Here is a 24,749-nt window from a genome sequence, read left to right as displayed (position 1 = left end):
GGCCTTCGGGTTGCGGCGGCGCGGGACCGCGCCGGCCGCGCTCGTGGAGCCCGGCCTGGATCCATAGCCGGGGATAGCGTGTTGATGGCCTGCCATTCTTCGTTCCGTATGCGTATGTCGGCGCCGCGCGCCGTGCTGCTGGCCTGCCTGGCCGCGTGCTTGCCGCTCTCGGCGCTGGCGGCAGAACCGCAGCTGCTGTTCCGCGTGTCGGCCGACCGCGGCTTCGACGCCGACGTCGCGGCCGGCGATCCGGTGCCCAACTTCCGCGACAAGGTCGAGCGCGTGCCCACCGGTGTGAAGGGCGACGCCATCGAGTGGGCCGACGATGGCGTGCTGTCGTGGAATGCGCCCGGCAACCTCTACGCCGAGCGCGGCACGCTCGCGTTCTTCTGGCGTTCGCGCTATCCCGTGGGCCAAGCGCCCTTCGTGATCTTCCGCGTCGGCTATGCCGACCACACCAGCTGGGACATGGCCTGGCTGCGCATCGACTGGAACGGGCACGGCTTCGACGCATTCGTCACCGATGCCAACCTGGCGCGCACGCGGGTGTCCTTCCGCATGCCGACGCCGCCGGCGGCCAGCGACTGGACGCATATCGCCTTCAGCTGGGACGAGACGCGCGGCGTGCGCCTGTACGTGGCAGGCCGCGAGGTCGAGCGGGTGGACACCACCGCCGACTACGACGCTGCCCTGGACCAGTTCGGCCTGGCGGGCCGGGTGATGTCGCCACACCAGGTGCAGAGCCGCTACAACTTCCTGCGCGGCAGCGACTTCGACGAGATCCGCGTCTACGACCGCATGCTGGATGCGGCGGGCATCGCCGCGCTGGCGCAGGCGCGCGAGCCGGTGCCCACGAATGGGGAGGGGGAGGGTCGCGCGCAAGCCTGGCGGCATCGCTACGGGTTCGACGGTGCGGCGCCACCGGTGCTGGAGGATGCGGTCACGCGCATTCGCAAGGTGGAGTTCGCCGACACGCGCGACATGAAGGCCTGGATGTGGAAAGCCACCGACGGCATCGCCGAAACCACCTGGCCCGGCGTCTACAACCGTTCGCGCCTGCCCGGCCGCGACGATTACTTCCAGCTGCCGGACTGGAATGTCTATGTCGAAGGCGGCAAGGCACTGACCCTGACGTTGCCGGACGAACCGTTCAACCGCATCGAGATCCGCGGGGCCGCGTACGGGCAGGCCGACTACGCCGCGCCCGGCCAGCCGGCGCAGCCGTTGTTCCAGCGCAAGCAGGGCGTCGTGCGCAGCGTCGACGCCTTTCCGCAGCGCCGGGGCGGCACGCTGCGCTTCACCAACACCGCGCAGGAAACGCCGATCCAGGAAATCTGGGCCTATGACGTGACCCCGGGCGAGGTGCCCGCCGGGACCACCACGCTGCGTTACACCGTGCGCAGTGACATCGCGCCCGACTACGACAACCTGGCGCCGTTGCGCCAGTACATCGCCGGCCGCCATCCGGTCGACGAGCGCGACACCGTGGTCGCCCTGCCCGCGAAGGCACCGGCGCGCAAGCGTACCGACACGCCGCCGGAAGGGCGCCGCCCACTGGTGCACGTGCTGGTGCCGTCCACGCTCGGCCAGCCGCCTTCCGACCAGCCGCTGATGCGCAGCTGGGCCTATGGTTGGGAAAACATGCACGACGGCCTGGACGGCATCGCGCTGGACCTGCCCGCGCTGGACCTGCCCGCGGGCGCCGATGGCCTGATCCCGCTCAATATCCGGGTGAAGGACCCGTTGTGGCCGGCGCGCGACATGATGGACGTGTCGGTGTCGGTGCGTCCGAAGCAGGCGCGCACCCTGTGGCTGGACCTGCGCGATCGCCTGCTCACCGACGACAGCCTGATGATCGATATCGCATCGGCCAACCCGCGCTTCGACGGTCGCGCGCTCGATGGCATGGGCGTGCGGCTGGTGTTTAAGCCGCGCGAGGCGGCCAAGGCCGAACACGTCGCCGACCGATTCAACCAGGTCAAGGATAACTGGGGCTTCCTGGTCGAGGAGCACACCACCTCGCAGCGGCAGCTGCTGTACCGCCGCCTGCACCGCGACATCAGCGACCTGCTGCGCGTGGCGCCGGAGCATGCCCTGGGCCGCGAGTACTGGAACGACATCAGCTACGGCAACCAGTCGCCGTTGCCGGTGGACCTGCCGGAGGTACCGAAGGGTGTGCCGGCCTGGGCGTTCTGGCAACTGGAGAACCTCAAGGCCACCCGCCGCTACATCCACTGGTGGATCGACCAGCGGCAGGTGCCGTATGGCGATTTCGGCGGCGGCATCTCCGACGATACCGACCTCACCCAGCAATGGCCCGGCATGGCGCTGATGGGCGTGGACCCGGAGGCGTTGAACGCCTCGATGACCGCGTTGTCGGACGCGAACTACCGCAACGGCATGTTCACCGACGGGTTGTCCACCATCGAGACCGATGAGCTGCACAGCTACGAGGAAGGCATCAACCTTAACAGCCAGATGCTCTACCTCAACTGGGGCGACCCGCTGACCGTCGAGCGGCTGATGACCACGGTGAAGGCGTTCGAGCGCATCATCCAGGTCAATCCGCAGGGCCACCTGCTGTTCGCCAGCAACTGGTTCGGCGGGCGCAAGGTGTACCGCGAGCCGAACTGGCAGTGGCAAAAGCCCTATTCGTTCCCGATCCTGCACCCGGCCCTGCTGATGGGCGTCTACAACGCCGATGCCGAGAGCCGCCGGATCGTCACCGGGCTCGCCGACGGTTACCTGGCCTACGCCTACACCAACGACCAGGGCCAGTGGGCCCTGCCCAACGAGATCAACTGGGCGACCGGGAAAACACGCGGCGGCGAGCTGTTCGAAGGCAGCGGCGGTCCGGACGTGCTGCACACCTTCTGGGCGGCATGGCGTTTCTCCGGTGGCCAGGCGCGCTACCTGCAGCCGCTGGACTACCGCGTGCGCCGCGCCGGCCCAGAAGGCCTGTCCCTGCTCAACGAGAACTTCCTGGATGCGCTGGACAAGCGCGGCACGTGGGGCGCCGAGCTGGCCCGCGCGGCGGACAAGCCGGACACCGTGCCGGACTTCGCCCATTACGTGGCATGGGAAAACAGCGGCGACAAGCGCTACCTGGAAACGTTGTACCGCCAGGAAACGCGCGAGAAGCTGCAAAACTTCTACATGAACACCGAGGGGCACTGGTGGTCGGACCGGGTCGAATCCCCCACGGTCAACCTGCAGCGCGCCCGCCTGGGCGGCGTGGCGCTTAAGCGTAACCAGACCTATCCCGGCAACACGGTGAGCTGGCGCTTCGAGGACCCCGAAGGCGCCGTGCAGGTGGCGTTGCTGCTGCCGCAGCCGCGGCCGGATCGCTTCAAGGTCATCGCCTGGAATGCCAGTGCCCAGCCGCAGCGGGCAACGATGACCGGGTGGAACGTCACGGCGGGCCAATGGCGCATGCGCAGCGGCACCGATCGCGACGGCGACGACGCCATCGACGGCAAGGCGCAGGTACGCGAGCTGGTGCTCGAACGCAGCGCGCCGGTCGATATCGTCTTTGCGCGCGGCGCGACGGTCATGGAGTTCGAACTGGTGCAGGCCAGCGATCCGGTGGAACTGCGCGCCGACGTGGGCATCGGCCGCGGCGACCTGCGCCGCGACGGCGACACGCTGGTGGCCACGGTACACAGCCTGGGGCATGCGGACGCACCCGCGGGCGTGGCGGTGCTGCTGGACGCGCGCGGGCGGGAACTGGCGCGCGCCGCGTTCGGGCCAATGCCGGCGCCTCGCGACCTGCTGCCGAAGACGCAGGAGGTTCGGCTGGCGGTGCCGTCGAAGGCAGACCTGCGCGGTGCGAAGGTCCGGCTGTCGCTGGAAGGCGAGGTGGCGGAGGTGACGCGCATGAACAACGAGGTGGCCTTGCCGGCGTTCTAGCGCGCACGCTCAGGGGGGATCAACCAGCTGGATCTCCGGTTCGTCCATCAGCAAGCGACGCAGCAGCAGGTCCAGCTCGCGCAAGGCGGCGTCGGCGTCATGCCGGCGCCAACCCATTCGCCACCACGGCGGCCGCTCGCAGGCGGCGTGGCAGTGCCACAGCACGGCATCCCCACGCACCCGCGCAGGCGGCGTCTGCGCTTCGTCCATCAGCGTGCCGCCACAGCCCACCCACAGGCAGCACGGCTTGCGCGCCACCACGATGCACCAACCCCACGGCGCGGGATACAGCCGGGCGCCCCGATGGCCGGCGGCGACGAGGCCATCGCGCAACCAGTGCGCCAGCACGCGGCCGTAGATGCCCGGACCGGTGTCCAGCGCCTCATCGGGCAACACCGGAAACCGGGTGCCCCGAAACCAGTAACACGTGGGTGCGTAGCCTTCCATTTGCCTGCCGTCTCCTTGCCGCGGGCGAATGTTCGCAAGGTGGAACAGCGCGGCGTAAGCGAGCCACGCCGCGCCGTGGCGTCAGAAAGTGCCCCGTTGGATGAAGGGAACTTGCCCAAACAGGCGTCGTTCGCCGCCGCGCGGATCGTCGGCAAGCGTCGGCGTGCTGTCGAACCGCAGCGTCTGGCGCCGGTCGAGGTCGTAGCGTTCCCAGCGCGGCAGGCGGGCGTGGTTCGGGTCGCCGTGGCGCGCGAAGGCGATCAGTGCCTCGCTCATCCGCGACGCCATCGCCTTCGCATCCTCCCCTTGGCCGGTACGGGCTTCGGCGCGGTGGACGTTGTCGAACACCAGCGGGATATCCAGCGTGTGGTAAGCGCCCAGTTGCGGTTGCAGCGGCGAGGCCCAGTCGAGCTGGTAGGCCCAGGTCGGCGCCCGCTGGCGCGCGCGCGCTTCCAGTTCCTCCACCGCGCCGCGCCAGGAACGGCCGGCGGTGGTGGCGGCGAAGAAGACGTCCGAGGGCGAGTAGTGCGGGTACAGCCGCCGGTACTCGGCCATCACGACCTGTGGGGAGAGGTCCACGTATTGCTGCTTCTCCAGGCGGGCGGGCAGTTCGTCCCAGGTGAGGGAGAAGTTGCGCGGGTCGTGGCCGAGGAAGGCGCGCGTCTCGTCGTGCGTGTTGCCGATCACCATCGGGATGTCCGCCGACTGCGGCGGCGCATCCGGCCAGAACGGGTGGCGCGGCAGGCTGCGCGAGTCGAGCACCGGGCCAAGGTAGAGCGCGGTGTCTTCCGCGCGCGAGGGGTCGCGCACCTGCGCGGCGGCGATCAGCTCGGCCGGTGGCAGCGTGCGCAGGCGGTCCACCTGCGCCGGGGTGAGCTTGAGCGCATCCAGCACCAGCGCCGCGCGTTGTGCCGCGGCGCGCGGCCCGCACGCGGTAACCTGCTGCCCGCTCATCGTCCATGCGCGATGGAACAGCCCGCGCGCGGCCGGCATCGCCATCAGCGTGGCGATCTTCGCGCCGCCACCGGATTGCCCGAACACCGTGACATTGCCCGCGTCGCCGCCAAATTCCGCGGCGTGCTCGCGCACCCATTGCAGCGCCTGCACCAGGTCCAACTGGCCGACATTGCCCGAATCGGCGAACTCGGGCCCGCCGAAGGGCGCCAGGTAGAGATAGCCGAAGGCGTTGAGCCGGTGGTTGACCGTCACCACCACCACGTCGCCGCGACGGCACAGCGCGGTTCCGTCATAGAGCGGGCTGCTGCCCGAGCCATTGTTGTAGGCGCCACCGTGGATGTAGAACAGGATCGGCCGCCGGCCGCCGTCGCGCAGGCCGGGGGTCCAGACGTTGAGGCGCAGGCAATCCTCGTCGCTCGTTTCGTCGGCCTTGGGCTGTGGGCTGGCGGGCCCGTAGGCGAGCGCCTCGCGCACGCCCTGCCAGGGCGGCTCGATGCGCGGTGGCGCGAAGCGATGGGCCGAGGTGTCCGCCCCGTAGGGAATGCCTTTGAACACCGCCACGCCGTGGTCGCGGTAGCCGCGGAGCTTTCCGCCGCGCACCTGCGCGAGCGGCGCGGCGGCGGCGCCAGCCGAAGCGCTCCATACCGGCAACGCACTGGCGATCACGCCGGCGGCCGCGTGGCGCAGGAAATCGCGGCGGCCTGGGTCGCGGGCGCTCATGGCGACACCTCGCGCTGCGTGTCGATCCATGCCAGGGCCAGCGTCGGCCATGCCTCGGCGGTCAGTCCGTTCGTGCCGCGAACACCGAAGCCGTGGCCGCCGCGCGGGAACAGGTGCATCTCCACCGGAACATCGGCCGCGCGTAGCGCGTCGTACATCGACAAGCTGTTCTGCACCGGCACGACGTCGTCGTCCTGCGCGTGGACCAGGAAGGCCGGCGGCGTGCGCGCATCCACGTGCCGCTGGGGCGAATAGGCCATGGCGCGCTCAGGCGCTGGCGCGTCGCCCAGCAGCTGTCGCCGCGAGCCGGCATGGGCGTCGGGTCCGGCCATGTCGATCACCGGGTAGACCAGCAATTGGAAATCCGGCCGCGCCGATGCGCGGTCGATGGCATCGACGGGGGCGTGCAGCGCGTCGCCGTACCGCGTGGCGAGGCTGGCGGCGAGATGCCCACCGGCGGAGAACCCCATCACCCCGATCCGGTGCGGATCGAGGCCCCATTGCCGGGCCTGGGCGCGGATTACCCGCAGGGCGCGCTGCGCATCGGCCAGGGGGGCGTCGGCGCCGTCGGCATGGCCTTCGCCGGGCAAGCGGTAGCGCAGCACGAACAAGGTGATCCCGCCGCGCCCGGCGAACGCCGGCGCCAGCGCGGTGCCTTCCTTGTCCAGCACGATGCGCGCGTAGCCGCCGCCGGGAATCACCAGCAAGGCGGCGCCGTTCGGATGGGCCGGCCGCTGCACCACCAGGTAGGGCCGGCCGACACGATCGACGTAGCGGTCGGGCACGACCGGATCGCGGCTGCGTTCGAAAACGCGCTGCGCGTCGGCCAGCGGCCGGTCGCCCGGGGCCAGGCCATCGCCGGGCCAGAGCGCGATGCGCGCCTGCTGCTCGGCGCGGGTTTCCTGCGAGGGCCAGGCGGGCGGTTGGGCGGCGTGTGCCGCCGCGGACAGGACCAGCCAGGCGGCGGCCCCCCAAGGATTCAAGGGGCGCGGCGGACGCGCGGCCCCGACAACACGCTGGTGCATCGGCCCCTCCCAAGGCTTGGAGGGCAACGGCTCGCGGTTATGCCGCACTGCACATTGCCCATGACACCGGTTTACCATATACATCGTTCCGTGCCACTGTCGATGGGCAGTGCAACATCGTTTCTACCGGAGGTCACCCTTGAGCCCACAAGCCGGCCAGCAGGACGCGCAGGCGCTGTCCGCCATCGCCCAGTCCTTCGTGGAGGCCCGCCAGCACGGCCGTTCGTTGCCGGCGTTCCCCGGCGAGATCCCGCCGGACCTGGTGACGGCCTATGCCGTGCAAGACCTGGCGATCGCCCAGTGGCCGGACCGCATCGTCGGCTGGAAGGTCGGCTACATCGCCGCCGAGCGTCGTGACGCCTCCGGCGACGACCGCCTGCTCGGCCCGATCTGGTCCCGCGCACTCTGGAATGCCACCGGTAGCATCAACGAGTTCCCGATCTATGCCGGCGGCTTCGGCGCGGTCGAGGCCGAATACGTGCTGCGCCTGGAGCAGGACGCGCCGGAAGACAAGCTGGCGTGGACGCCCGAGGAGGCCGCCGCGCTGCCGGCGCGCCTGTTCATCGGCGTGGAGATCGCCAGCAGCCCGCTGGCCACGATCAACCAGCTCGGCCCGCGCGTGGTCATTTCCGATTTCGGCAACAACAACGGGCTGATCCTGGGCCCGGAAGTCACCGATTGGCAGGCGCGCGCGGAAGCCGAACTCAAGGCCGAGACGCTGATCGAAGGGCAGCGCGTCGGCCTCGGCGGCGCGACCCTGCTGCCGGGCGGGCTGCGGGCCGCCTATGCGTTCGCGCTGGGCCGCTCGGCGCGGCGTGGCCGGCCGCTCAAGCGCGGCGACCTGATCGCCACCGGCAACGCCACCGGCATCCATGACATCGCGGTGGGCCAGCAGGCCACCGTGCGTTTCGAAGGCATCGGCGAGATCCGCTGCAGGGCCATCGCCGCCGGTTAACGTGCACCCACCCCAGTGAACTGAGCGCGGGAGGGCGCGGATGATCACACGTAGAGGTTTCATTGGCGCCAGCCTCGGCGCCGCGCTGGCCGCGCCGCTGGGTGCGGCACGGGCGATCACGCAGGTGCCCGGCGGGCAGTTGCTCACCGCCACCGATGTCCACGTATCGGACTACCCGACCGTGGAAGCGGTGCGCTGGATCGGCCAGCAGCTCGAACGCGAGACCGCCGGGCGCCTCAAGCTGCGCCTGTACCACTCCGGCCAACTGGGCCGCGAGGCGGAGGCGATCGACATGGCCCGCTTCGGCGCCATCGACATCACCCGCGTGTATTCCGGCGCGCTCAACAACGCCTTCCCCCTGACCCAGGCGCTGTGCCTGCCGTATACCTTCGACTCGGTCGCGCACCTGCGCCGCGCGCTGGATGGCGACGTGGGCGAGGCCGTGCTGCGCGGGTTCGAGGCGCGGGGGCTGGTGGGGCTGGCGATCTACGATTCCGGCGCGCGCTGCTTCTACAACACCAAGCATCCGATCGTCTCGCCGCGCGACCTGCATGGCCTGAAGCTGCGCGTGGCCAACTCGGACATCTTCATCCAGCTGATGCGCCTGCTCGGCGCCAACCCCACGCCGATGTCACTGGGCGAGACGTTCTCGGCGATGGAGACGCACATGATCGACGGCGCGGAGAACAACATGCGCAGCTTCCAGTCCAGCCGCCATTTCGAGGCGGCGCGGTACTGGTCGCAGAGCGACCACTCCTATGCGCCGGACATCCTGGTGATGTCGCGCGCGAGCTTCGAGGCCTTGGCGCCGGCGGACCGCGAGCGCCTGGTGCGCCTTGCCCGCGAATCGGTGCCGGTCATGCGCCAGCTGTGGGACACCAGCGAAGCCACCGCCCGGCGGGACGTGGCCGCGCACGGCATCCGCTTCAACGAGGTGGACATGCCCGCGTTCCGGCAGGCGGCCGCCCCGCTGCTGGCCGAATACCACCGGCGCCCGGACATCGAGGCGCTGGTCAAACGCATCCGCGCAATGGCGTGAGGCAGGCGATGACCGACAGTACCTATTCCCGCAGTCTTCCGCCGGTGCAACGCGCGCTGGATCGCCTGGCCGACGTGGCCATCTGGACCGCCGCCGGCGCGTTGCTCGGGCTGGTGGTCGTGCAGGGCTGGCAGGTGTTCACCCGCTACGTGCTCAACGATTCGCCCAGCTGGACCGAGCCGGTCACGCTGCTGCTGCTGAGCACGGCGATGAGCCTGGGCGCGGCCGCCGGTGTGCATACCAACCGTCACTTCGGCTTCTTCCTGCTTGCCGAGCGCTTTCCCGACGCCGGCCGCCGCGCGCTGGAAGCGCTGCGCGCGGCGGTGATGGCGGCGATCGGTGCGGTGCTGGCGTGGTGGAGCAGCGTGCTGCTGCTCGACGGGTTGGACATCAAGATCGCCGGCGCCTCGATGCCGCAGAGCATCAACTATCTGCCATTGGCCATCGGCGGTGCGCTGATGGTGGTGTTCGCGCTGTACCGCGTGTGGCGCGCGTTGCATCCGCTGCAAATCGAAGGGGAGTACTGAGCCATGGCCATCACGATCCTGCTGGGCCTGTTCGTGCTGTTGATGGCCATCGGCGTGCCGGTTGCCTATGCGTTGGGCGTGGCCGCGCTGGCGACCCTGTTCTACCTCGACCTGCCCAGCGTGGTGCTGGTGCAGCAGATTTCCGCCGGCTCCGGCTCGGCATCGCTGATTGCCATTCCGCTGTTCATCTTCGCCGGCGAACTGATGCTGCGCGGGGGCATTTCCGAGCGCTTGATCGCGCTGGCGGCCTCGCTCGTCGGCCGCCTGCGCGGCGGCCTGGGGCAAGTGAGTGTGCTGTCCTCGCTGTTCTTCGGCGGCGTGTCCGGCTCGGCGATCGCCGACGTCTCGGCGGTGGGCGGCACGATGATTCCGCAGATGGTTCAGCGCGGCTACGACCGCGACTACGCGGTCAACGTGAGCATCACCGCCGCCCTGGTGGCGCTGCTCGTGCCGCCTTCGCACAACCTGATCCTGTTCTCGGCCGCGGCCGGTGGCGGCATCTCGATCGCGGACCTGTTCGCCGCCGGCATCGTGCCCGCGTTGCTGATGACCGTGGCGATGATGGTCACCGGTTATCTGGTGGCCCGCCACCGCGGCTACGGCACCGAGCCGTTCCCCGGCTGGCGCGCCGTGCTGCTGCGCCTGGTCGGCGCGCTGCCCGGCCTGGGCCTGGTGCTGCTGATCTTCGTCGGCATTCGCGCGGGCATCTTCACCGCGGTGGAGAGCGCGGCGATCGCCGTGGTCTATGCGCTGCTGGTCACCGCGCTGCTGTACCGGCAGCTCAAGTGGGGCGAGTTCTTCGCCGCGGTCACCCATGCCGCGCGCACCACCGGCGTGATCCTGTTCGTGATCGCCACCGCGGCGGTCTTCGGCTGGCTGCTGGCCTACCTGCAGGTGCCCACCGCGGCGGTGAACTTCCTGCAGTCCTTCGCCGACAGCCAGCGCACCGTGCTGCTGATGATCGTGGTGATCCTCCTGGTGCTGGGCATGTTCATGGACCTGGCACCGAAGATCCTCATCTGCACGCCGATCTTCCTGCCCGTGGTGAAGGCCTACGGCGTGGACCCGATCCACTTCGCGCTGGTGATGGTGCTGGCCGGCGGCATCGGGCTGGTGACCCCGCCGGTAGGCTCGGTGCTCTTCATCGGCACGGCCATCGGCAAGATCAGCATCACCGACAGCATGCGCACCATCTGGCCGTTCTGGCTGTCGGCGCTGGGCGTGCTGCTGATCGTGGCGTTCTTCCCGCAGGTGTCGCTGTGGTTGCCGGCAATGTTGCGGGCGAGCTGAGCCGTTTCGAGCACGTCAGGTTGCAAGGCACGACACGGGAGAGCATCGGGATGCGCAAGGGCTTGGCGTGGCTGTGGATCGTGGCGCTGCTGTGCGGCAATGCGCAGGCGGCGGAGTGGCGGCGCGGGATCGAACATCAGCGCATCGCCGATCTCGGCGACGGCACCTACCTCAACCCCGTGCTGGCGGGGGATCATCCCGACCCCTCCGTGCTCAAGGATGGGGAGGATTACTACCTCACGCTGTCCTCGTTCGATGCCTATCCCGGCCTGCCACTCTGGCATTCGCGCGACCTGGTGAACTGGCAGCCCCTGGGCCATGCGATCACCACGCAGGTCGGCGCGATCTGGGCGCCGGACCTGGTCAAGCATGGCGGCCGCTACTACATCTATTTCCCGGCGCGGCGCGGGGACAACGGCACGCGCAGCAACTTCGTGGTGTGGGCCGACGACATCCGTGGCCCGTGGAGCGAGCCGGTGGACCTGGGCCTGGGCAAGTACATCGACCCGGGCCACGCGGTCGGCGAGGACGGCAAGCGCTATCTGTTCCTCAGCGGCGGCGACTACGTACAGCTCTCCGAGGACGGCCTGAAGGTGGTCGGCACGCCGCGCCACGTGTACGACGGCTGGAAATACCCGGAAAGCTGGGACGTGGAGGCCTATGCGCAGGAAGGGCCGAAGATCACCCGGCACGGCGGCTGGTACTACATGACCACCGCGGTGGGCGGCACCGCCGGCCCGCCGACCGGCCACATGGTGATCACTGCGCGCTCGCGCTCGATCCACGGGCCCTGGGAGAACGCGCCGAACAACCCGATCACCCGCACCCGCTCGGCGAGCGAACCGTGGTGGTCGCGCGGCCACGCCACGCTGGTGGAGGGCACCGACGGCCGCTGGTGGATGATCTACCACGGCTACGAGAACGGCTTCTGGACGCTGGGCCGGCAGGCGCTGCTGGAGCCCATCGAATGGACGCCGGAGGGCTGGTTCGTCGCCAAGGGCGGCGACCTCGGCCAGCCGCTGCGCAAGCCCAGCGGACAGGCGCTGCCGCATGGCCTGCCGCTTTCGGACACCTTCAACGGCGAGCAGCTGGGCCCGCAGTGGTCGTTCTACGATCCCGGCCCGGACGAATACCGGCGCCTGACGTTCGGCCCCAACGGCATGACCCTGCGCGGCAAGGGCCAGGCACCGCGCGACAGCTCGCCCCTGACCGCGATCGCCACTGACCCGGCTTACGAATTCCAGGTGCGCATGCACATCGCGCCCGGCGCCATCGGCGGGGCGTTGCTGTTCTACAGCGACCGCCTCTACGCGGGCGTGGGCAGCAACGGCCAGGACTTCATCATGCATCGCTATGGCGAGGAACGTCCGAGGCAGCTGGCGGCAGGGCCCGGCGGCGAGCTGTGGATCCGGGTGCGTAACGATCGCCACATCGTGACTTTCCACACCAGCCGCGATGGCAAGACGTGGACCAAGTATCCCGTGCAGATGGAGGTGTCCGGCTATCACCACAACGTGGCCGGCAAGTTCCTCGCGCTCAAGCCGGCGCTGTATGCCGCCGGCGACGGCGCGGTGCGGCTGATCGACTTCCGCTACCGCGCACTGGACTGACCCGCGGCGGCGGAACTTTCCCGCCGGACGCCGGTCTTGGCCTGGGTGCCGGCACGGCGCGGCACGCCAGCCGCCGTTGCCGGAGCAAACCGCTAGAATCCCCCTACTTCCTACGATCCGCCGTCATGCCGCGCAAGAAAGCCGAAGAAGCCATCGCCGGCCTGCCCAAGGGCAAGGTGGCGACCATCAACGATATCGCCCGGCTTTCCGGGGTTTCCAAGAAAACCGTCTCGCGCATCATCAACAACTCGCCGCTGGTGCGGCAGGACACGCGCGAGAAGGTCGAGGCCCTGATGCGCGAGGTGGGCTACGCGCCCGATCCGCTCGCGCGCGGCCTGGCGTTCCGCCGCTCGTTCCTGATCGGCATGGTCTACGACAACCCGACCGCGCAATACATCGTGGACATGCAGTACGGCGCGCTGGACGCGCTGCGCGGTTCCAGCTTCGAACTGGTGGTGCATCCCTGCGATACGCGCAGCCCGGGCTACATCGAGGGCGTGCGCCGCTTCGTGCAGCAGCAAAAGCTGCATGGCGTGATCCTGGTGCCGCGTGCATCCGAAGACCAGGCGCTGGCCGACATGCTGGCCGAGATCGGCTGCCGCTATACGCGCATCGCCTCCGTCGCGCTGGATGCCACCTCGCAGACTGTCATCACCCACGACGCGGAAGGCGCCGCCGAGGCGGCCGATTACCTGCTCTCGCTGGGGCATCGCGACATCGCACTGGTGACCGGCCCGAGCAATTACCGCTCCTCCATCGAGCGCACCAGCGGTTTCGTGGGTGCGCTGCGGCGCCGTGGCATCGAGCTGCCGCCGGAGCGGGTGGTGGAGGCCGGCTACACCTTCGAATCCGGCGTGGCGGCGGCCGAAAAGCTGCTGCTCTCCAAGAAGCGGCCCACCGCGATCTTCACCGGTAACGACGAGATGGCCGCGGGTATCTACAAGGTGGCCCTGCGCGCCGGCATCAACATCCCCCGGCAGCTGTCCGTGATCGGCTACGACGACAGCTCGCTGGCTTCGCGCCTGTGGCCGCCGCTGACCTCGGTGCGCCGCCATACCCGCGATACCGGGCGTACCGCCGCGGCAATGCTGATCCAACCGGAAAGCCAGCCCACGCTGCCCACGGCCAGCGTGCGCCCGCACCTGATCGTGCGTGATTCCTGCCAACCGCCGGAAGATTGACCCGGCGCCGCACCGGCGCACCGCCCGCCGGCTGATTTCCTCGATAAAACCCGTGCCGGCCATCTTGCACTGCGGAATGACACCGGTGGTCATCATGGCTAGAATGCCCGGGCACCCATTCGACGCGAGGCCATGACGCCTCGCCGCCACCGGAGACGCCATGTACGCCAAGACCGTTTACGCCACCCACCCGCAGGCCATCCAGGGCGTCAGCAATGACGAGCTGCGCGACCTCTACCTGCTGGACGGCCTGTTCGCCGACGATGCGGTCGTCCTGAAGTACACGCACTACGAGCGTTTCGTGATCGGCGGCGCGGCCCCGGTGCAGCAAGCGGTGTCGCTGCCGAAGCAGACCGAGCCGGCCTCCGCCGCCGGGCACCCGTTCCTGGAGCGCCGCGAGCTGGGCGTGATCAACGTCGGCGCGGGCACCGGCACCGTCACCGTCGACGGTACCGCCTACACGCTGGCGCCGAAGGATGGCCTGTACGTGCCGATGGGCAGCGCCGAGGTGAGCTTCGCCTCGAACGATGCCGCCACCCCGGCCCGGTTCTACCTGGCGTCCACGCCGGCACATGCGCGCTTCGAAGCCAAGCACATCTCCATCAAGGACGCGGTGCCGCTGGAGCGCGGCGCGCTGGAAACCAGCAACGAACGCACCATCTACCAGTACATCGTGCCGGCCACGTGCCCGTCCTCGCAGCTGCTGCTGGGGCTGACCATCCTCAAGCCGGGCAGCGTGTGGAACACCATGCCCCCGCACCTGCACGACCGCCGCAGCGAGGTCTATTTCTACTTCGACCTAGGCGAGAAGGACCGCGTGTACCACTTCATGGGCGAGCCGGAAGCGCAGCGCCACATCGTCATCCAGAACAACGAGGCCGTGGTGTCGCCGCCGTGGTCGATCCACATGGGCGCCGGTACCGCCAACTACGCCTTCATCTGGGCAATGGGTGGCGAGAACCTCGACTACACCGACATGCACGTGCTGGACATCTGCCAGCTCAAGTAACCGCACACGCTTACGAGGGGAGCACGTAATGAGCCACAACCCGTTCAGTCTGGAAGGCAAGGTCGCGCTGATCACCGGCGCCAACACCGGTCTCGGCCAGGGCATCGCGCTTGCACTGGCCGCCGCCGGCGCGGACATCGCCGGCGCCGGCATCGTCCACGCTACCGACACCGAAGCGAAGGTGCAGGCCCTGGGCCGGCGCTTCCTCAACATCGAGGCCAACCTGATCACGGTCGAACCGATCCAGCGCGTGCTGGACGAAGCGCTCGCCGGCCTGGGCCGGGTGGATATCCTGGTCAACAACGCCGGGCTGATCCGCCGCGCTGACGCGGTGGAGTTCAGCGAGAAGGACTGGGATGACGTGATGAACGTCAACATCAAGTCCGCCTTCTTCATGAGCCAGGCGGTGGGCCGCCACTTCATCGCCAACGGCGGGGGCAAGATCATCAACATCGCCTCGATGCTCTCGTTCCAGGGTGGCATCCGCGTGCCGTCGTACACCGCGAGCAAGAGCGGCATCGCCGGCATCACCCGCCTGCTCGCCAACGAGTGGGCCGCACGCAACATCAACGTCAACGCGATCGCGCCCGGCTACATGGCCACCGACAACACCGCGCAGCTGCGCGCTGACGAAGACCGCAGCAAGGCGATCCTCGACCGCATCCCGGCGGGCCGCTGGGGCACGCCGGCCGACCTGGGCGGGGCGGCGGTGTTCCTGGCGTCCAGCGCGTCGGATTACGTGAACGGCGCGGTGCTGCCCGTCGACGGCGGCTGGCTGGCGCGCTGAGTGGCATCCCGGCGCGCGCGGCCCGCGCGCGCCGGTTCGATCTTCCCTCCCGGCACCGCCCGGCGCATCTCTCCCGCCGGGTCCCGGTGCCGGCCCTACGACGATGGCGGGCACTGCGATGAAACGTTCCTGCACGTGGGTGAGCCTGCTGCTGGCCGCCACGATCTCCCTCGCCCTTCCCGCGCTGGCGAAGACGCCGGCCCACCGCATCTTCATCGCCGGCGATTCCACCGCCGCCGAATATGGTCCGGAACGCGCGCCCCAGGCGGGCTGGGGGCAGATGCTGCAGAGCTGGTTCGACTCGGCCGAATGGGAAGTGCGCAACCACGCCAAGGGCGGGCGCAGCGCGCGCAGCTTCATCGAGGAAGGGCGGCTGGACGCCATCGACGCGGCGCTGCGCCCGGGCGACGTGCTGCTCATCCAGTTCGGCCACAACGACGCCAAGCGCGAGGACCCGACGCGCTACAACGATCCGGCGCAGGCCTATCCGCAGTATCTGGCGCGCTACCTCGACGTGGCGGTAAAGCGCGGCGCCACGCCCATCCTCGTCACGCCCGTGGCGCGCCTGCTCTACGATTTCGGTTCGCTGCTGGACACGCACGGCCTCTATACGCAGGCGATGAAGCAGCTGGCCGCGCAGCGCCAGGTCATGCTGATCGACCTCAATGCCAGCAGCAGCGATTGGCTCCGCGCGCTGGGCGAGGCGGCCGCCAAGCCCTATTTCATGTACGTGCCGGCGCAATCGAAGGCCGATGGCACGCACTTCAGCGGTGCCGGCGCCACCGCGGTGGCCTGCCTGCTGGTGCGGGACTGGGCGGTGCAGGTGCCGGCGCTGAAGGCGGGCCTGAAGCGCGACATCGACTGCGGCGCACCCGCCTCGGCCGCCGCGGACCGCGCCGCGCAGGCCTATCCGTCGCACGTCGTGCACGAGCGCGACATCGCCCGCGAACAGCCCGGCCCCCACGGCGGCGCGGGCCCGACCACGGCCTATTCGTTCTTCGCCGACGCGCCGGGCATGTCCTTCGTGCTGCGCAAGCGCGTGCTGCATCCGGGCGCCGGCATTGGCCTGCACCAGCACCACAAGGACGAGGTGTACTACGTGATGCGCGGCCGCGGCCTGTACGCGCTGGACGGCAAGCAGTACGAGGTGGGCCCGGGGGATGCGCTGCTGACCCGGGCCGGCAGCACGCACGCAATCCAGCAGACGGGCGACGAACCCCTGGAACTGATGCTCGCCTACCCGAAGGAGCCGTAGCCGGCGTGCAGGCCGGGTGACCCGGCGCGCGCGCTTCTTCGCTGCTGGCTAACGCAGGCGGGACAGAATCGGCGCATACGCCGCCGAGAGATGCCATGCCCGAAGGTCCGTCGATCCTGATCATGCGCGAGGATGCCGCGAAATTCCGCGGCAAGACCGTTCGCGAGGTCAGCGGCAACAGCAGCCTGGACCTTGGCCGCATGCAGGGGCGCCGCGTGATCGCCGTGCGTAGCTGGGGAAAGCACTTCCTGATCGCCTTCAGCGGCTTCAGCCTGCGCGCGCACTTGCTGATGTTCGGCAGCTACACCATCGACGAGCGCAAGGACCGCCCACCGCGCGTGTCGCTGCGCTTCGACAATGGCGAGCTCAACCTGTATTCCTGCTCGCTGCGCTACCTGGAAGGCGATCTGGACGATCACTACGACTGGCGCGCGGATGTGCTCAGCGATGCGTGGGACCCGAAGCTGGCGCGCCGGAAGCTCAAGGCGATGCCGCAGGCCTGGGTGACCGATGCCCTGCTGGACCAGGACGTGTTCGCCGGTGTCGGCAACATCATCAAGAACGAAGTGCTGTTCCGCATAGGCGTGCATCCGCTCAGCCAGGTCGGCGCGCTGCCGCCGCGCAAGCTCGGGCAGATGATCAAGGAAGCGCGGCAATACAGCTTCGATTTCCTGGAATGGAAACGCGCATTCGTGCTGCGCAAGCATTGGCTCGTCCACACGCGCCGCCAGTGTCCGCAGTGCGGCGGGCCGATCACCAAGGCCTATCTGGGCAAGACGAATCGCCGGACGTTCTTCTGCCCGACTTGCCAGGTGCGCTATGAGTGACGGGTGGGTGGTGCGGCGTGGGGTCTTTCACCCGATTCGCGTCCCGAGACAGGTCCAGGTGGCTTGCGAACCTGATGACGCGGAAGAGTAGCCACAGCCCCAGATACAGGCACGCGAGCGCAGCCGCTACCAGGGCAAGCTTGCGCAAGACGCGGAGCGGATCGACGAAGCCGGCGCTGCATAGATCGATCAACACGGAGGGGGCGAAGGCTGGGACCAGCCAAAGGTTTTTCAGATAGACCTTCCGCTACCTGCGGCCTGGTAAGCCAATGTTCTCCATCACTGTGTCCGTTGATACGCGAGGGCCCATCCCGCTAAGACCCCTATGGCTGCCCCACCGAGCGCACCCAATGGTCCGCCGAGCGAACCCACCATTGCGCCGATGCCCATTCCCGCTGGACCGCCGATGGCGTCGATTATGGACCCGGCCCGCAATTCCAAGCCTGCACCGGCAGCAGCTCCACCTAGCGCGCGATGCACCATGTGGCCCGCTCCGCCAATCTGCCTGCGGTTGCTAGCCGCGCTCCCGGAGACGAAGTCGATTTCCTGACTTGAGAGCTCTCGCATATGTTTTGATCGAGCTAGCTAAAAAGGCGCCCAAACCGTATAGCGCGAGCGAGGGATAAAACGGCCCTCGCCCACACCAAATCCTTTATGGAAGGATTGATCGCACTCATTTGTAGCAAGTCAGCTGCTCTGACCTCGTGGCGGCGGGTCCCCGCCCAGCCCTCGACCCCCTGCGACCTCAAGCAGCTTCGCCGTGCCATCACGGCGCTTCGGCACGATAGCGTCGAAGACACCGGGAAACTCCATGGCCCCCTCCTCCCCCCACATCCGCATCGGTACCGCGGCCTGGTCCATTCCGCGCGAATACGCGGACCAGTTCGGCGAGGGCGACTCGGTGCTCGCGCGCTATGCGACGCGCTTCGACACGGTGGAAATCAATTCCTCGTTCTATCGGCCGCACCGCGCCGCGACCTACGCGCGATGGGCCGCCAGCGTGCCGAAGGACTTCCGTTTCGCCGCCAAATTGCCGCAGGAGATTTCGCACGAACTCGCGCTGCGGCGCGCCGGCGCGGCGCTGGACCGCTTCCTGGACCAGGTCGCCGGCCTGGGCGACCGCCTGGGCTGCCTGCTGCTGCAACTGCCGCCGAGCCAGGCCTTCAGTGCGCGGGTCGCGGCCACCTTCTTCGGCATGCTGCGACGTCGAACCGCTGTCCCGACCACCTGCGAGCCTCGCCACGCCTCCTGGTTCACGCCCGCCGCGGACGCCCTGCTGAAGCGCCACGTGATCTCGCGCGCGGCCGCTGACCCAGCCCGCGTGCCCGAGGCGCGCGTGCCGGGTGGCGACCCGACCACGCCTTACTTCCGGTGGCACGGTTCGCCGCGCATCTACTACAGCGCGTACGAGCCGCCGGCGCTGGAATCGCTCGCCCGCGAAGTGCTTGCCGTCGCAGGCCCCCGCCGCGAGGCATGGGTGATCTTCGACAACACCGCGCACGGCTTCGCCACGCGCGACGCGCTCCAACTGCGCGCCCTGCTGGCACCCGCCGGTGCCGGTTCGCGCAGTCGCGCGGCTGCACGGCGTTAGTCACCCGCGTAACCAAAAGTGGCTGGTAACGCTTACAGCCCTGCGGCGAAGGGATGCCGCGGGCAGACATAAAAATTTTGTTGCAGCGCACGGTGACAAGCGCTGTCATGCGTGGTTTCTTAACCGCCGTTCAGTGATAGCGCTACCACGCGCCGCCCAACGGGGGCGGTTCAAGACAGGAAAGACGCAACAGGCATCACCGCTTCACCGGTATTCGAAAGCCGGGGAATCACTGAGGAACCGGCATGCAGTAAACGGGCGCCACCAAGGCGCCTGGAGTGTTCGCCGTGGGCCAAGGCCCGCGTTCTGCCCTGGGGGGGGCGACAACCTAAAGGATCGTAGGGGGCTTCATGAGAGGGTGCAGTTTCCATTTGCAGGCATACCGGACGGTGACGCCGACACGCGTGTCGCACGCCGCAACCGTAGTCGCAGGCCGTTCGAATTCTGACTTGAGGACACACTGATGAGTCGCAAGTTGAAGTCTTTGAAGTCTTTGAAGTCCCGGGCGATGTTCACCTTCGTTGGCGGCGTGCTGGTGGTGAATCCGGCATTCGCCCAGGACGCGCAGACGCAGGCGCCGCAGGCGCAAACCGCAACGCAGAGCGACGAGGCCAAGACGCTCGATACGGTGACCGTCACCGGTATCCGCAACAGCCTCAACCAGTCGATGAACATTCGCCGCGATTCGGCGGGCGTGGTCGACGCGATCAGCGCCGAGGACATCGGCAAGTTCCCGGACACCAACCTGGCCGAGTCCTTGCAGCGCATCACCGGCATCTCGATCGAGCGCCGCGATGGTGAAGGCGCGCAGGTCACCGCGCGCGGCTTCGGCCCGCAGTTCAACGTGGTCACGCTCAACGGCCGCCAGATCCCGGGCGCCGATGCGTTCGGTGCGCCGGGCCAGGTGCCGATCGGCGGCGTGGACGTGGGCACGCGCGCGTTCAACTTCGCCCAGCTCGCTTCCGAAGCGATCACGGGCATCCAGGTGTTCAAGACCAGCCGGGCCACCGCGCCCAGCGGCGGCATCGGCGCCACCATCGACATCCTGACCGACAAGCCGTTCAACCACGAAGGCATCGTGGCCAGCGCCGGCGCCAAGGCGATGTCGGACGAATCGCAGCCGTTCGGCAACAGCATCACGCCGGAAATGTCGGGCATCTTCAGCTACACCAGCGCCGACAAGGTCTGGGGCATCGGCCTGAGCGCCAGCTACCAGAAGCGTCACGGCGGTTCGGTGCAGTCCACCGAGAACACCTGGAATATCCAGCGCTGGACCGGCACCGACCCGGGCCTGCGCTCGGATGCGGTGGTGACCAACGCGCCTGAAATCGGCCAGCTGTACGGCATGCCGAACGACCTGCGCTACGCCTTCGCCGACTTCCAGCGCGAGCGCACCAATGGCCAGGCGGTGCTGCAGTTCGCCCCGACCGATTCCTTGACCCTGAGCCTGGATTACACCTACTCGGTCAACGAGATCGAGGAGAACCGCGGCGAGCAGGGCATCTGGCTGCAGCGCGCCAACTCCATCACCGACATCACCTTCGATACCGGGCAGACGGTGGCCACGCCGATCTACCTGCGTGACGTGCCGACCGGCTCCAAGGACTTCGGCATGGAGCAGCAGCGCAACATGCAGAAGTACAAGCTCGGGTCGATCGGCTTCAATGCCGACTGGCAGGCGAGCGACAACTTCCGCCTGACCTTCGACGGCCACGATTCGAAGACCCAGTCCCTGCCGAACGATCCGCTGACCGGTGGCAGCGCCACCTATTTCAGCCTCGCCGGCACCAACAACTGCACGGCCGGCCCGAGCTGCGGTGGCCAGTGGGGCCAGGAGCTGTACTTCAACACCGGCCTGCCGATCGGCGCGCGCACCTGGTACCCGACGGCCGCCGATTCCTATGCCGGCACCAACGGCGTGCTCAACCCGGACTTCCAGGCCAACAACATCGGCACGCAGGTCCTGCGCATCTACTACCAGAAGCAGGTCACCGAAATTAAGGAAGGCCGCGTCGACGGTACCTGGGATTTCGACAACGGCCGCTTCCAGTTCGGTGTGGATTCGTCCAAGACCACCATGCAACGCCAGACCAGCGACACCTATGCCGCGCTGGGCGACTGGGGCGTGACCGACGCCGGCAACGCGCCGGGCCTGATGGACCTGATCCGCCCGGTGAGCATCACCGGCCTGTTCGACGACTACAGCGCCGCGGGCGCGCCGCGGGGCGCGTGGCGGGGCAACGCCGACCAGCTCGCCCAGTGGGCCAGCGACGTGTATGGCGTGAGCACCGACCGCAACCAGAACCTCAGCTCGGACAACACGATCGAGGAGAAGACCAACGCGGCGTACATGCAGCTGGAACTGCAGGGTGAGCTGGGCGGCATGCCGACCAACACCCGCATCGGCGTGCGCTACGAGAAGACCGACCTGACCTCGGTCTCGCAGGTGGCCACCCCGACCGCGCTGGTCTGGCAGTCCAACAACGACTTCCAGCTGGCCCGCTCCACGGACATGCAGCCGTTCTCCGAGAAGCACAGCTACAGCTACGTGCTGCCCAACCTGGACTTCGACATCAGCTTCACCGACCAGTTGAAGGGTCGTGCGTCGTTCGGCCAGACCATCGCCCGTGCGCCGTACAACAACCTGATCGCCGGCCCGACCCCGGGCACGCCGACCGGTTCGATCCTTATCAACCCGTCCACCCGTGCCGCCGGCAACGCGCAGAACCCCGCGCTGGACCCGCTGGAATCGGACAACCTGGACCTGGCGCTGGAGTGGTACTTCGCCGATGCCAGCTACGTCTCGGTGACATTCTGGAACAAGCAGGTCAACAACTTCATCGGCAACACGGTCTCGCGCGAGACGATGTACGGCCTGCGTGACCCCACCTCCGGCCCGGATGCACAGGCGGCGCTGGCGTTCCTGCAGAGCCAGCAGTGCGTGACCCAGGTGACCGCGGCCGGCAACGACCCGGCGGCCTGCTCGGCCAACGACACCTCGCTGTTCGCCGCCACCACGATGCTGCGCAACGCCGCCACTGGCGGCCTGGCCGCCTACAACGGCAGCTCGGCGCAGAGCCTGGCGCTGGAAACCGCGTACGACCTGGTGGGCGAGGCCGATGACCCGCTGTACGAGTTCGACGTCAACAAGCCGATCAACCAGAACAAGGCCAAGATCCACGGCTGGGAACTGGGTGGCCAGTACTTCTTCGGCCAGACCGGCTTTGGCGTGTTCGCCAACTACACCATCGTCCAGGGCGACGTCGGCTTCGACAACAACGTGATCGACCGCGACCAGTTCGCGCTGCTCGGCCTCAGCGACACCGCCAACGTGATGCTGATGTACGAGAAGTACGGCTGGTCGGCCCGCCTGGCATGGAACTGGCGCGACGAGTACCTGATCGCCGCGAACATGGATGGCTCCAACCGCAACCCGTACTACGTGGAGCCGTACTACCAGTTCGACCTGAGCGTGGGCTACCAGTTCAACGACAACTGGTCCATCGGCTTCGAGGCCATCAACCTGACCGGCGAGGACGTGCGTTGGCACGGCCGCTCTGACAAGCAGGTCATCAAGCTGGTCGACCAGAGCCCGCGTTACACGCTGGGCGTGCGCTACAACTTCTGAGGTCGGCGGCACCCGGAAGCGGGTGCCCGCCATTCAGGGGATCGCCACTTCGGTGGCGATCCCCTGTCGTTGTGCGCGACCGGCGCGGGCGCCTTGCCGCTGCGGGGGTTTTCTGCAATGTTTCGCCGGGCCGGCACGCAGGGGAAGGGCCCCGGCACCGGATCCCGATGACCGCTGTTGGATCAGAAATGGCTCGATACGAAATCTTGAACAACGTCGCGCACAAGGACCTGCGCGTGACCCTGCGTTTTGGCAGCGAATTCGGCGACAACGTCGGCCTGGTGCCGGCCTTCCCGACCGAGTACGCCGAGATGCAGCGCGAATATCCGCTGTTCCTGCGCAAGGACGAAGCGAGCGGTGAGTTCACCTCGGTGGCGCTGCTGGGCTTCGACGGCCAGGAGAACCTGTTCCTCGAAGGCGACCGCTGGAACGCGACCTACCTGCCGGGCATCGTGGCCAAGGGCCCGTTCGCCATCGGCTTCCAGGAGCAGGACGTCGATGGCCAGCGCACCACCGTGCCGGTCATCCATGTCGACCTGGATCATCCGCGCATCAGCTTCACCGAAGGTGAGCGCGTGTTCCTGCCGCAGGGCGGCAACAGCCCCTACCTGGAGCACATCATCACCGTGCTGCGCGGCATCCGCGACGGCCATGAAGGCGGCAAGTCGCTGTTCGCCGCGCTCGACCAGGCTGGGCTGATCCAGCCGCTGAACATCAATGTGCAGCTGGACGAGAAGAACGGCGTCAACCTGACCGGCCTGTACGGCGTGGAGCGCGAGCGCATGGCCGCGCTGGATGGCGAGACCCTGCACAGGCTCAACCAGTCCGGCTACCTGGAGGGCGCGTTCCTGCTGCTGTCCTCGCAGCACAACATGCGCCGGCTGATGGCCGAGAAGCAGCGGCGCCTGCGCCAGTCCGAAGCGGCTGCCCAGCCTGCCTGATGACATGCCGGACCTGCCGCCCATCCGCGAGCGCTTCGGCTGCCGGCCGGACACCTTGCCGCTCGACGAACTGCTGGCCGACGGCCAGCCGGTGGTGCTGCGCGGGATAGCGCGCAGCTGGGAGCTGGTGGAGGCCGCGCAGGGCGACGCGGCCGGCGCGATGGCCTACCTGCGTGGCTTCGACAATGGCCGGCAGGTGCCTTATTCATACGGGCCGCCGGAGATCGGCGGCCGGCCGTACTACAACGAAGACCGCACCGCGCTGAACTTCGAGGTCCGGCGCGGGACCGTATCGCAGGTGCTCGACGAGATCACCGCGCACCTGGGCGACCCCGCCCCGCCCACGTATTACCTCGCCTCGCTGCTGGTCGACGAGAGCCTGCCGGGCCTGCGCGCGCGCAACGATCTGGATTTCGCCGCGCACGGGCTGCAGGTGCGCCCGAGCATCTGGATCGGCAACCGCGTGGTGGCCAGCTGCCACCACGACGTGCCCAACAACATCGCCTGCTGCGTGGTGGGCCGGCGCCGCTTCACGCTCTTCCCGCCGGAGCAGGTGGGCAACCTGTATCCCGGTCCGCTGGAGCTGACGCCCGGCGGGCAGGCGGTGAGCATGGTGGATCTTGCCGCGCCGGACCTGGCGCGCCATCCACGTTTCGCGCAGGCGCTGGCGCATGGCCAAAGCGCGGTGCTGGCGCCCGGCGATGCACTGTTCATTCCTTCCATGTGGTGGCACCACGTGGAGGGGCTGGAGCCCTTCAACGTGCTGGTCAACTACTGGTGGGGCAGCATGCCCGCGTGGGTGCCGGCACCGATGGCGGCGATGTACCACGCGATGTGGTCGATCCGCGATCGCCCGGAGAGCGAAAAGCAGGCCTGGCGCGCGATGTTCGACTACTACGTTTTCGGCGACGCGGCGCAGGCCGGAGCGCATCTACCGCCGCAGGCCCGGCAGGCGCTGGCGCCGATCGACGAGAACCTCGCCCGGCAGTTGCGCGCCATGCTTCTGGCGCGACTCAACCGCTGACGCGTCGCGACACTTACACAGCACAAG

18 protein-coding genes are annotated in these 24,749 nt (G+C 68.4%); 15 read left to right on the top strand and 3 right to left on the bottom strand.

Going from position 1 to position 24,749, the window contains the following annotated elements; all coding sequences use genetic code 11:
* Nucleotides 1–108: 108 nt before the first annotated feature.
* Nucleotides 109–3,909, top strand: a complete 3,801-nt coding sequence (locus P6166_RS01245) for a LamG-like jellyroll fold domain-containing protein (protein ID WP_277762840.1) — start codon at nt 109–111, stop codon at nt 3,907–3,909.
* A gap of 9 nt (nt 3,910–3,918) precedes the next feature.
* On the opposite strand, the gene P6166_RS01240 is transcribed toward P6166_RS01245, so the two are convergent.
* The 3 genes from P6166_RS01240 to P6166_RS01230 all read right to left on the bottom strand — a co-directional run bounded on the left by P6166_RS01240 (nt 3,919) and on the right by P6166_RS01230 (nt 6,989).
* Nucleotides 3,919–4,356: a hypothetical protein gene (locus tag P6166_RS01240; RefSeq protein ID WP_277762717.1), complete on the bottom strand. Its 438-nt coding sequence runs from the start codon at nt 4,354–4,356 to the stop codon at nt 3,919–3,921.
* An 81-nt stretch (nt 4,357–4,437) separates the two neighbouring features.
* Nucleotides 4,438–6,033 (bottom strand): carboxylesterase/lipase family protein, encoded by a 1,596-nt coding sequence (locus tag P6166_RS01235; RefSeq protein WP_277762716.1) that lies wholly within the window; start codon nt 6,031–6,033, stop codon nt 4,438–4,440.
* On the bottom strand, nt 6,030–6,989 hold the full coding sequence (locus P6166_RS01230) for an alpha/beta hydrolase (RefSeq protein WP_277762839.1): 960 nt from the start codon (nt 6,987–6,989) through the stop codon (nt 6,030–6,032). The genes P6166_RS01235 and P6166_RS01230 overlap by 4 nt, the downstream gene beginning before the upstream one ends.
* A gap of 208 nt (nt 6,990–7,197) precedes the next feature.
* Between P6166_RS01230 and P6166_RS01225 the strand changes: the two genes are divergently transcribed.
* The 14 genes from P6166_RS01225 (at nt 7,198) to P6166_RS01160 (ending at nt 24,722) form a co-directional block, all read left to right on the top strand.
* Nucleotides 7,198–8,013 (top strand): 2-keto-4-pentenoate hydratase, encoded by an 816-nt coding sequence (locus P6166_RS01225; protein WP_277762715.1) that lies wholly within the window; start codon nt 7,198–7,200, stop codon nt 8,011–8,013.
* A gap of 40 nt (nt 8,014–8,053) precedes the next feature.
* Complete coding sequence (locus P6166_RS01220; RefSeq protein WP_277762714.1) at nt 8,054–9,052, top strand: TRAP transporter substrate-binding protein; 999 nt, start codon at nt 8,054–8,056, stop codon at nt 9,050–9,052.
* A gap of 8 nt (nt 9,053–9,060) precedes the next feature.
* Nucleotides 9,061–9,579, top strand: a complete 519-nt coding sequence (locus P6166_RS01215) for a TRAP transporter small permease (RefSeq protein ID WP_277762713.1) — start codon at nt 9,061–9,063, stop codon at nt 9,577–9,579.
* A 3-nt stretch (nt 9,580–9,582) separates the two neighbouring features.
* Nucleotides 9,583–10,869 carry a TRAP transporter large permease gene (locus P6166_RS01210; protein ID WP_277762712.1) on the top strand — a complete coding sequence of 429 codons (1,287 nt, stop codon included), beginning with the start codon at nt 9,583–9,585 and terminating at the stop codon, nt 10,867–10,869.
* Between the two features lie 50 nt (nt 10,870–10,919).
* Nucleotides 10,920–12,479 carry a family 43 glycosylhydrolase gene (locus tag P6166_RS01205; protein WP_277762711.1) on the top strand — a complete coding sequence of 520 codons (1,560 nt, stop codon included), beginning with the start codon at nt 10,920–10,922 and terminating at the stop codon, nt 12,477–12,479.
* Nucleotides 12,480–12,604: 125 nt separating this feature from the next.
* Nucleotides 12,605–13,660: a LacI family DNA-binding transcriptional regulator gene (locus P6166_RS01200; protein ID WP_277762710.1), complete on the top strand. Its 1,056-nt coding sequence runs from the start codon at nt 12,605–12,607 to the stop codon at nt 13,658–13,660.
* A 160-nt stretch (nt 13,661–13,820) separates the two neighbouring features.
* Entirely contained in the window at nt 13,821–14,669 is an 849-nt protein-coding gene (gene kduI, locus P6166_RS01195; RefSeq protein WP_277762709.1) for a 5-dehydro-4-deoxy-D-glucuronate isomerase, read from the top strand.
* Nucleotides 14,670–14,697: 28 nt separating this feature from the next.
* The gene (gene kduD, locus P6166_RS01190) at nt 14,698–15,456 is read left to right on the top strand and encodes a 2-dehydro-3-deoxy-D-gluconate 5-dehydrogenase KduD (protein ID WP_277762708.1); all 759 of its coding nucleotides are present in this window, start codon (nt 14,698–14,700) and stop codon (nt 15,454–15,456) included.
* Nucleotides 15,457–15,574: 118 nt separating this feature from the next.
* Nucleotides 15,575–16,711 carry a cupin domain-containing protein gene (locus P6166_RS01185; RefSeq protein WP_277762707.1) on the top strand — a complete coding sequence of 379 codons (1,137 nt, stop codon included), beginning with the start codon at nt 15,575–15,577 and terminating at the stop codon, nt 16,709–16,711.
* 95 nt (nt 16,712–16,806) lie between these two features.
* On the top strand, nt 16,807–17,538 hold the full coding sequence (locus P6166_RS01180; protein WP_277762706.1) for a DNA-formamidopyrimidine glycosylase family protein: 732 nt from the start codon (nt 16,807–16,809) through the stop codon (nt 17,536–17,538).
* An 811-nt stretch (nt 17,539–18,349) separates the two neighbouring features.
* The gene (locus tag P6166_RS01175; protein WP_277762705.1) at nt 18,350–19,129 is read left to right on the top strand and encodes a DUF72 domain-containing protein; all 780 of its coding nucleotides are present in this window, start codon (nt 18,350–18,352) and stop codon (nt 19,127–19,129) included.
* Nucleotides 19,130–19,592: 463 nt separating this feature from the next.
* The gene (locus P6166_RS01170; RefSeq protein ID WP_277762704.1) at nt 19,593–22,757 is read left to right on the top strand and encodes a TonB-dependent receptor; all 3,165 of its coding nucleotides are present in this window, start codon (nt 19,593–19,595) and stop codon (nt 22,755–22,757) included.
* 188 nt (nt 22,758–22,945) lie between these two features.
* Nucleotides 22,946–23,698 (top strand): SapC family protein, encoded by a 753-nt coding sequence (locus P6166_RS01165; RefSeq protein ID WP_277762703.1) that lies wholly within the window; start codon nt 22,946–22,948, stop codon nt 23,696–23,698.
* A gap of 4 nt (nt 23,699–23,702) precedes the next feature.
* Nucleotides 23,703–24,722 carry a cupin-like domain-containing protein gene (locus P6166_RS01160; protein ID WP_277762702.1) on the top strand — a complete coding sequence of 340 codons (1,020 nt, stop codon included), beginning with the start codon at nt 23,703–23,705 and terminating at the stop codon, nt 24,720–24,722.
* The last annotated feature ends 27 nt before the right edge of the window (nt 24,723–24,749 follow it).

This window comes from Stenotrophomonas sp. HITSZ_GD (assembly GCF_029543105.1).
In the GTDB taxonomy this organism is placed as follows: domain Bacteria; phylum Pseudomonadota; class Gammaproteobacteria; order Xanthomonadales; family Xanthomonadaceae; genus Stenotrophomonas_A.
This window is presented reverse-complemented; position numbering and strand designations above follow the sequence as displayed.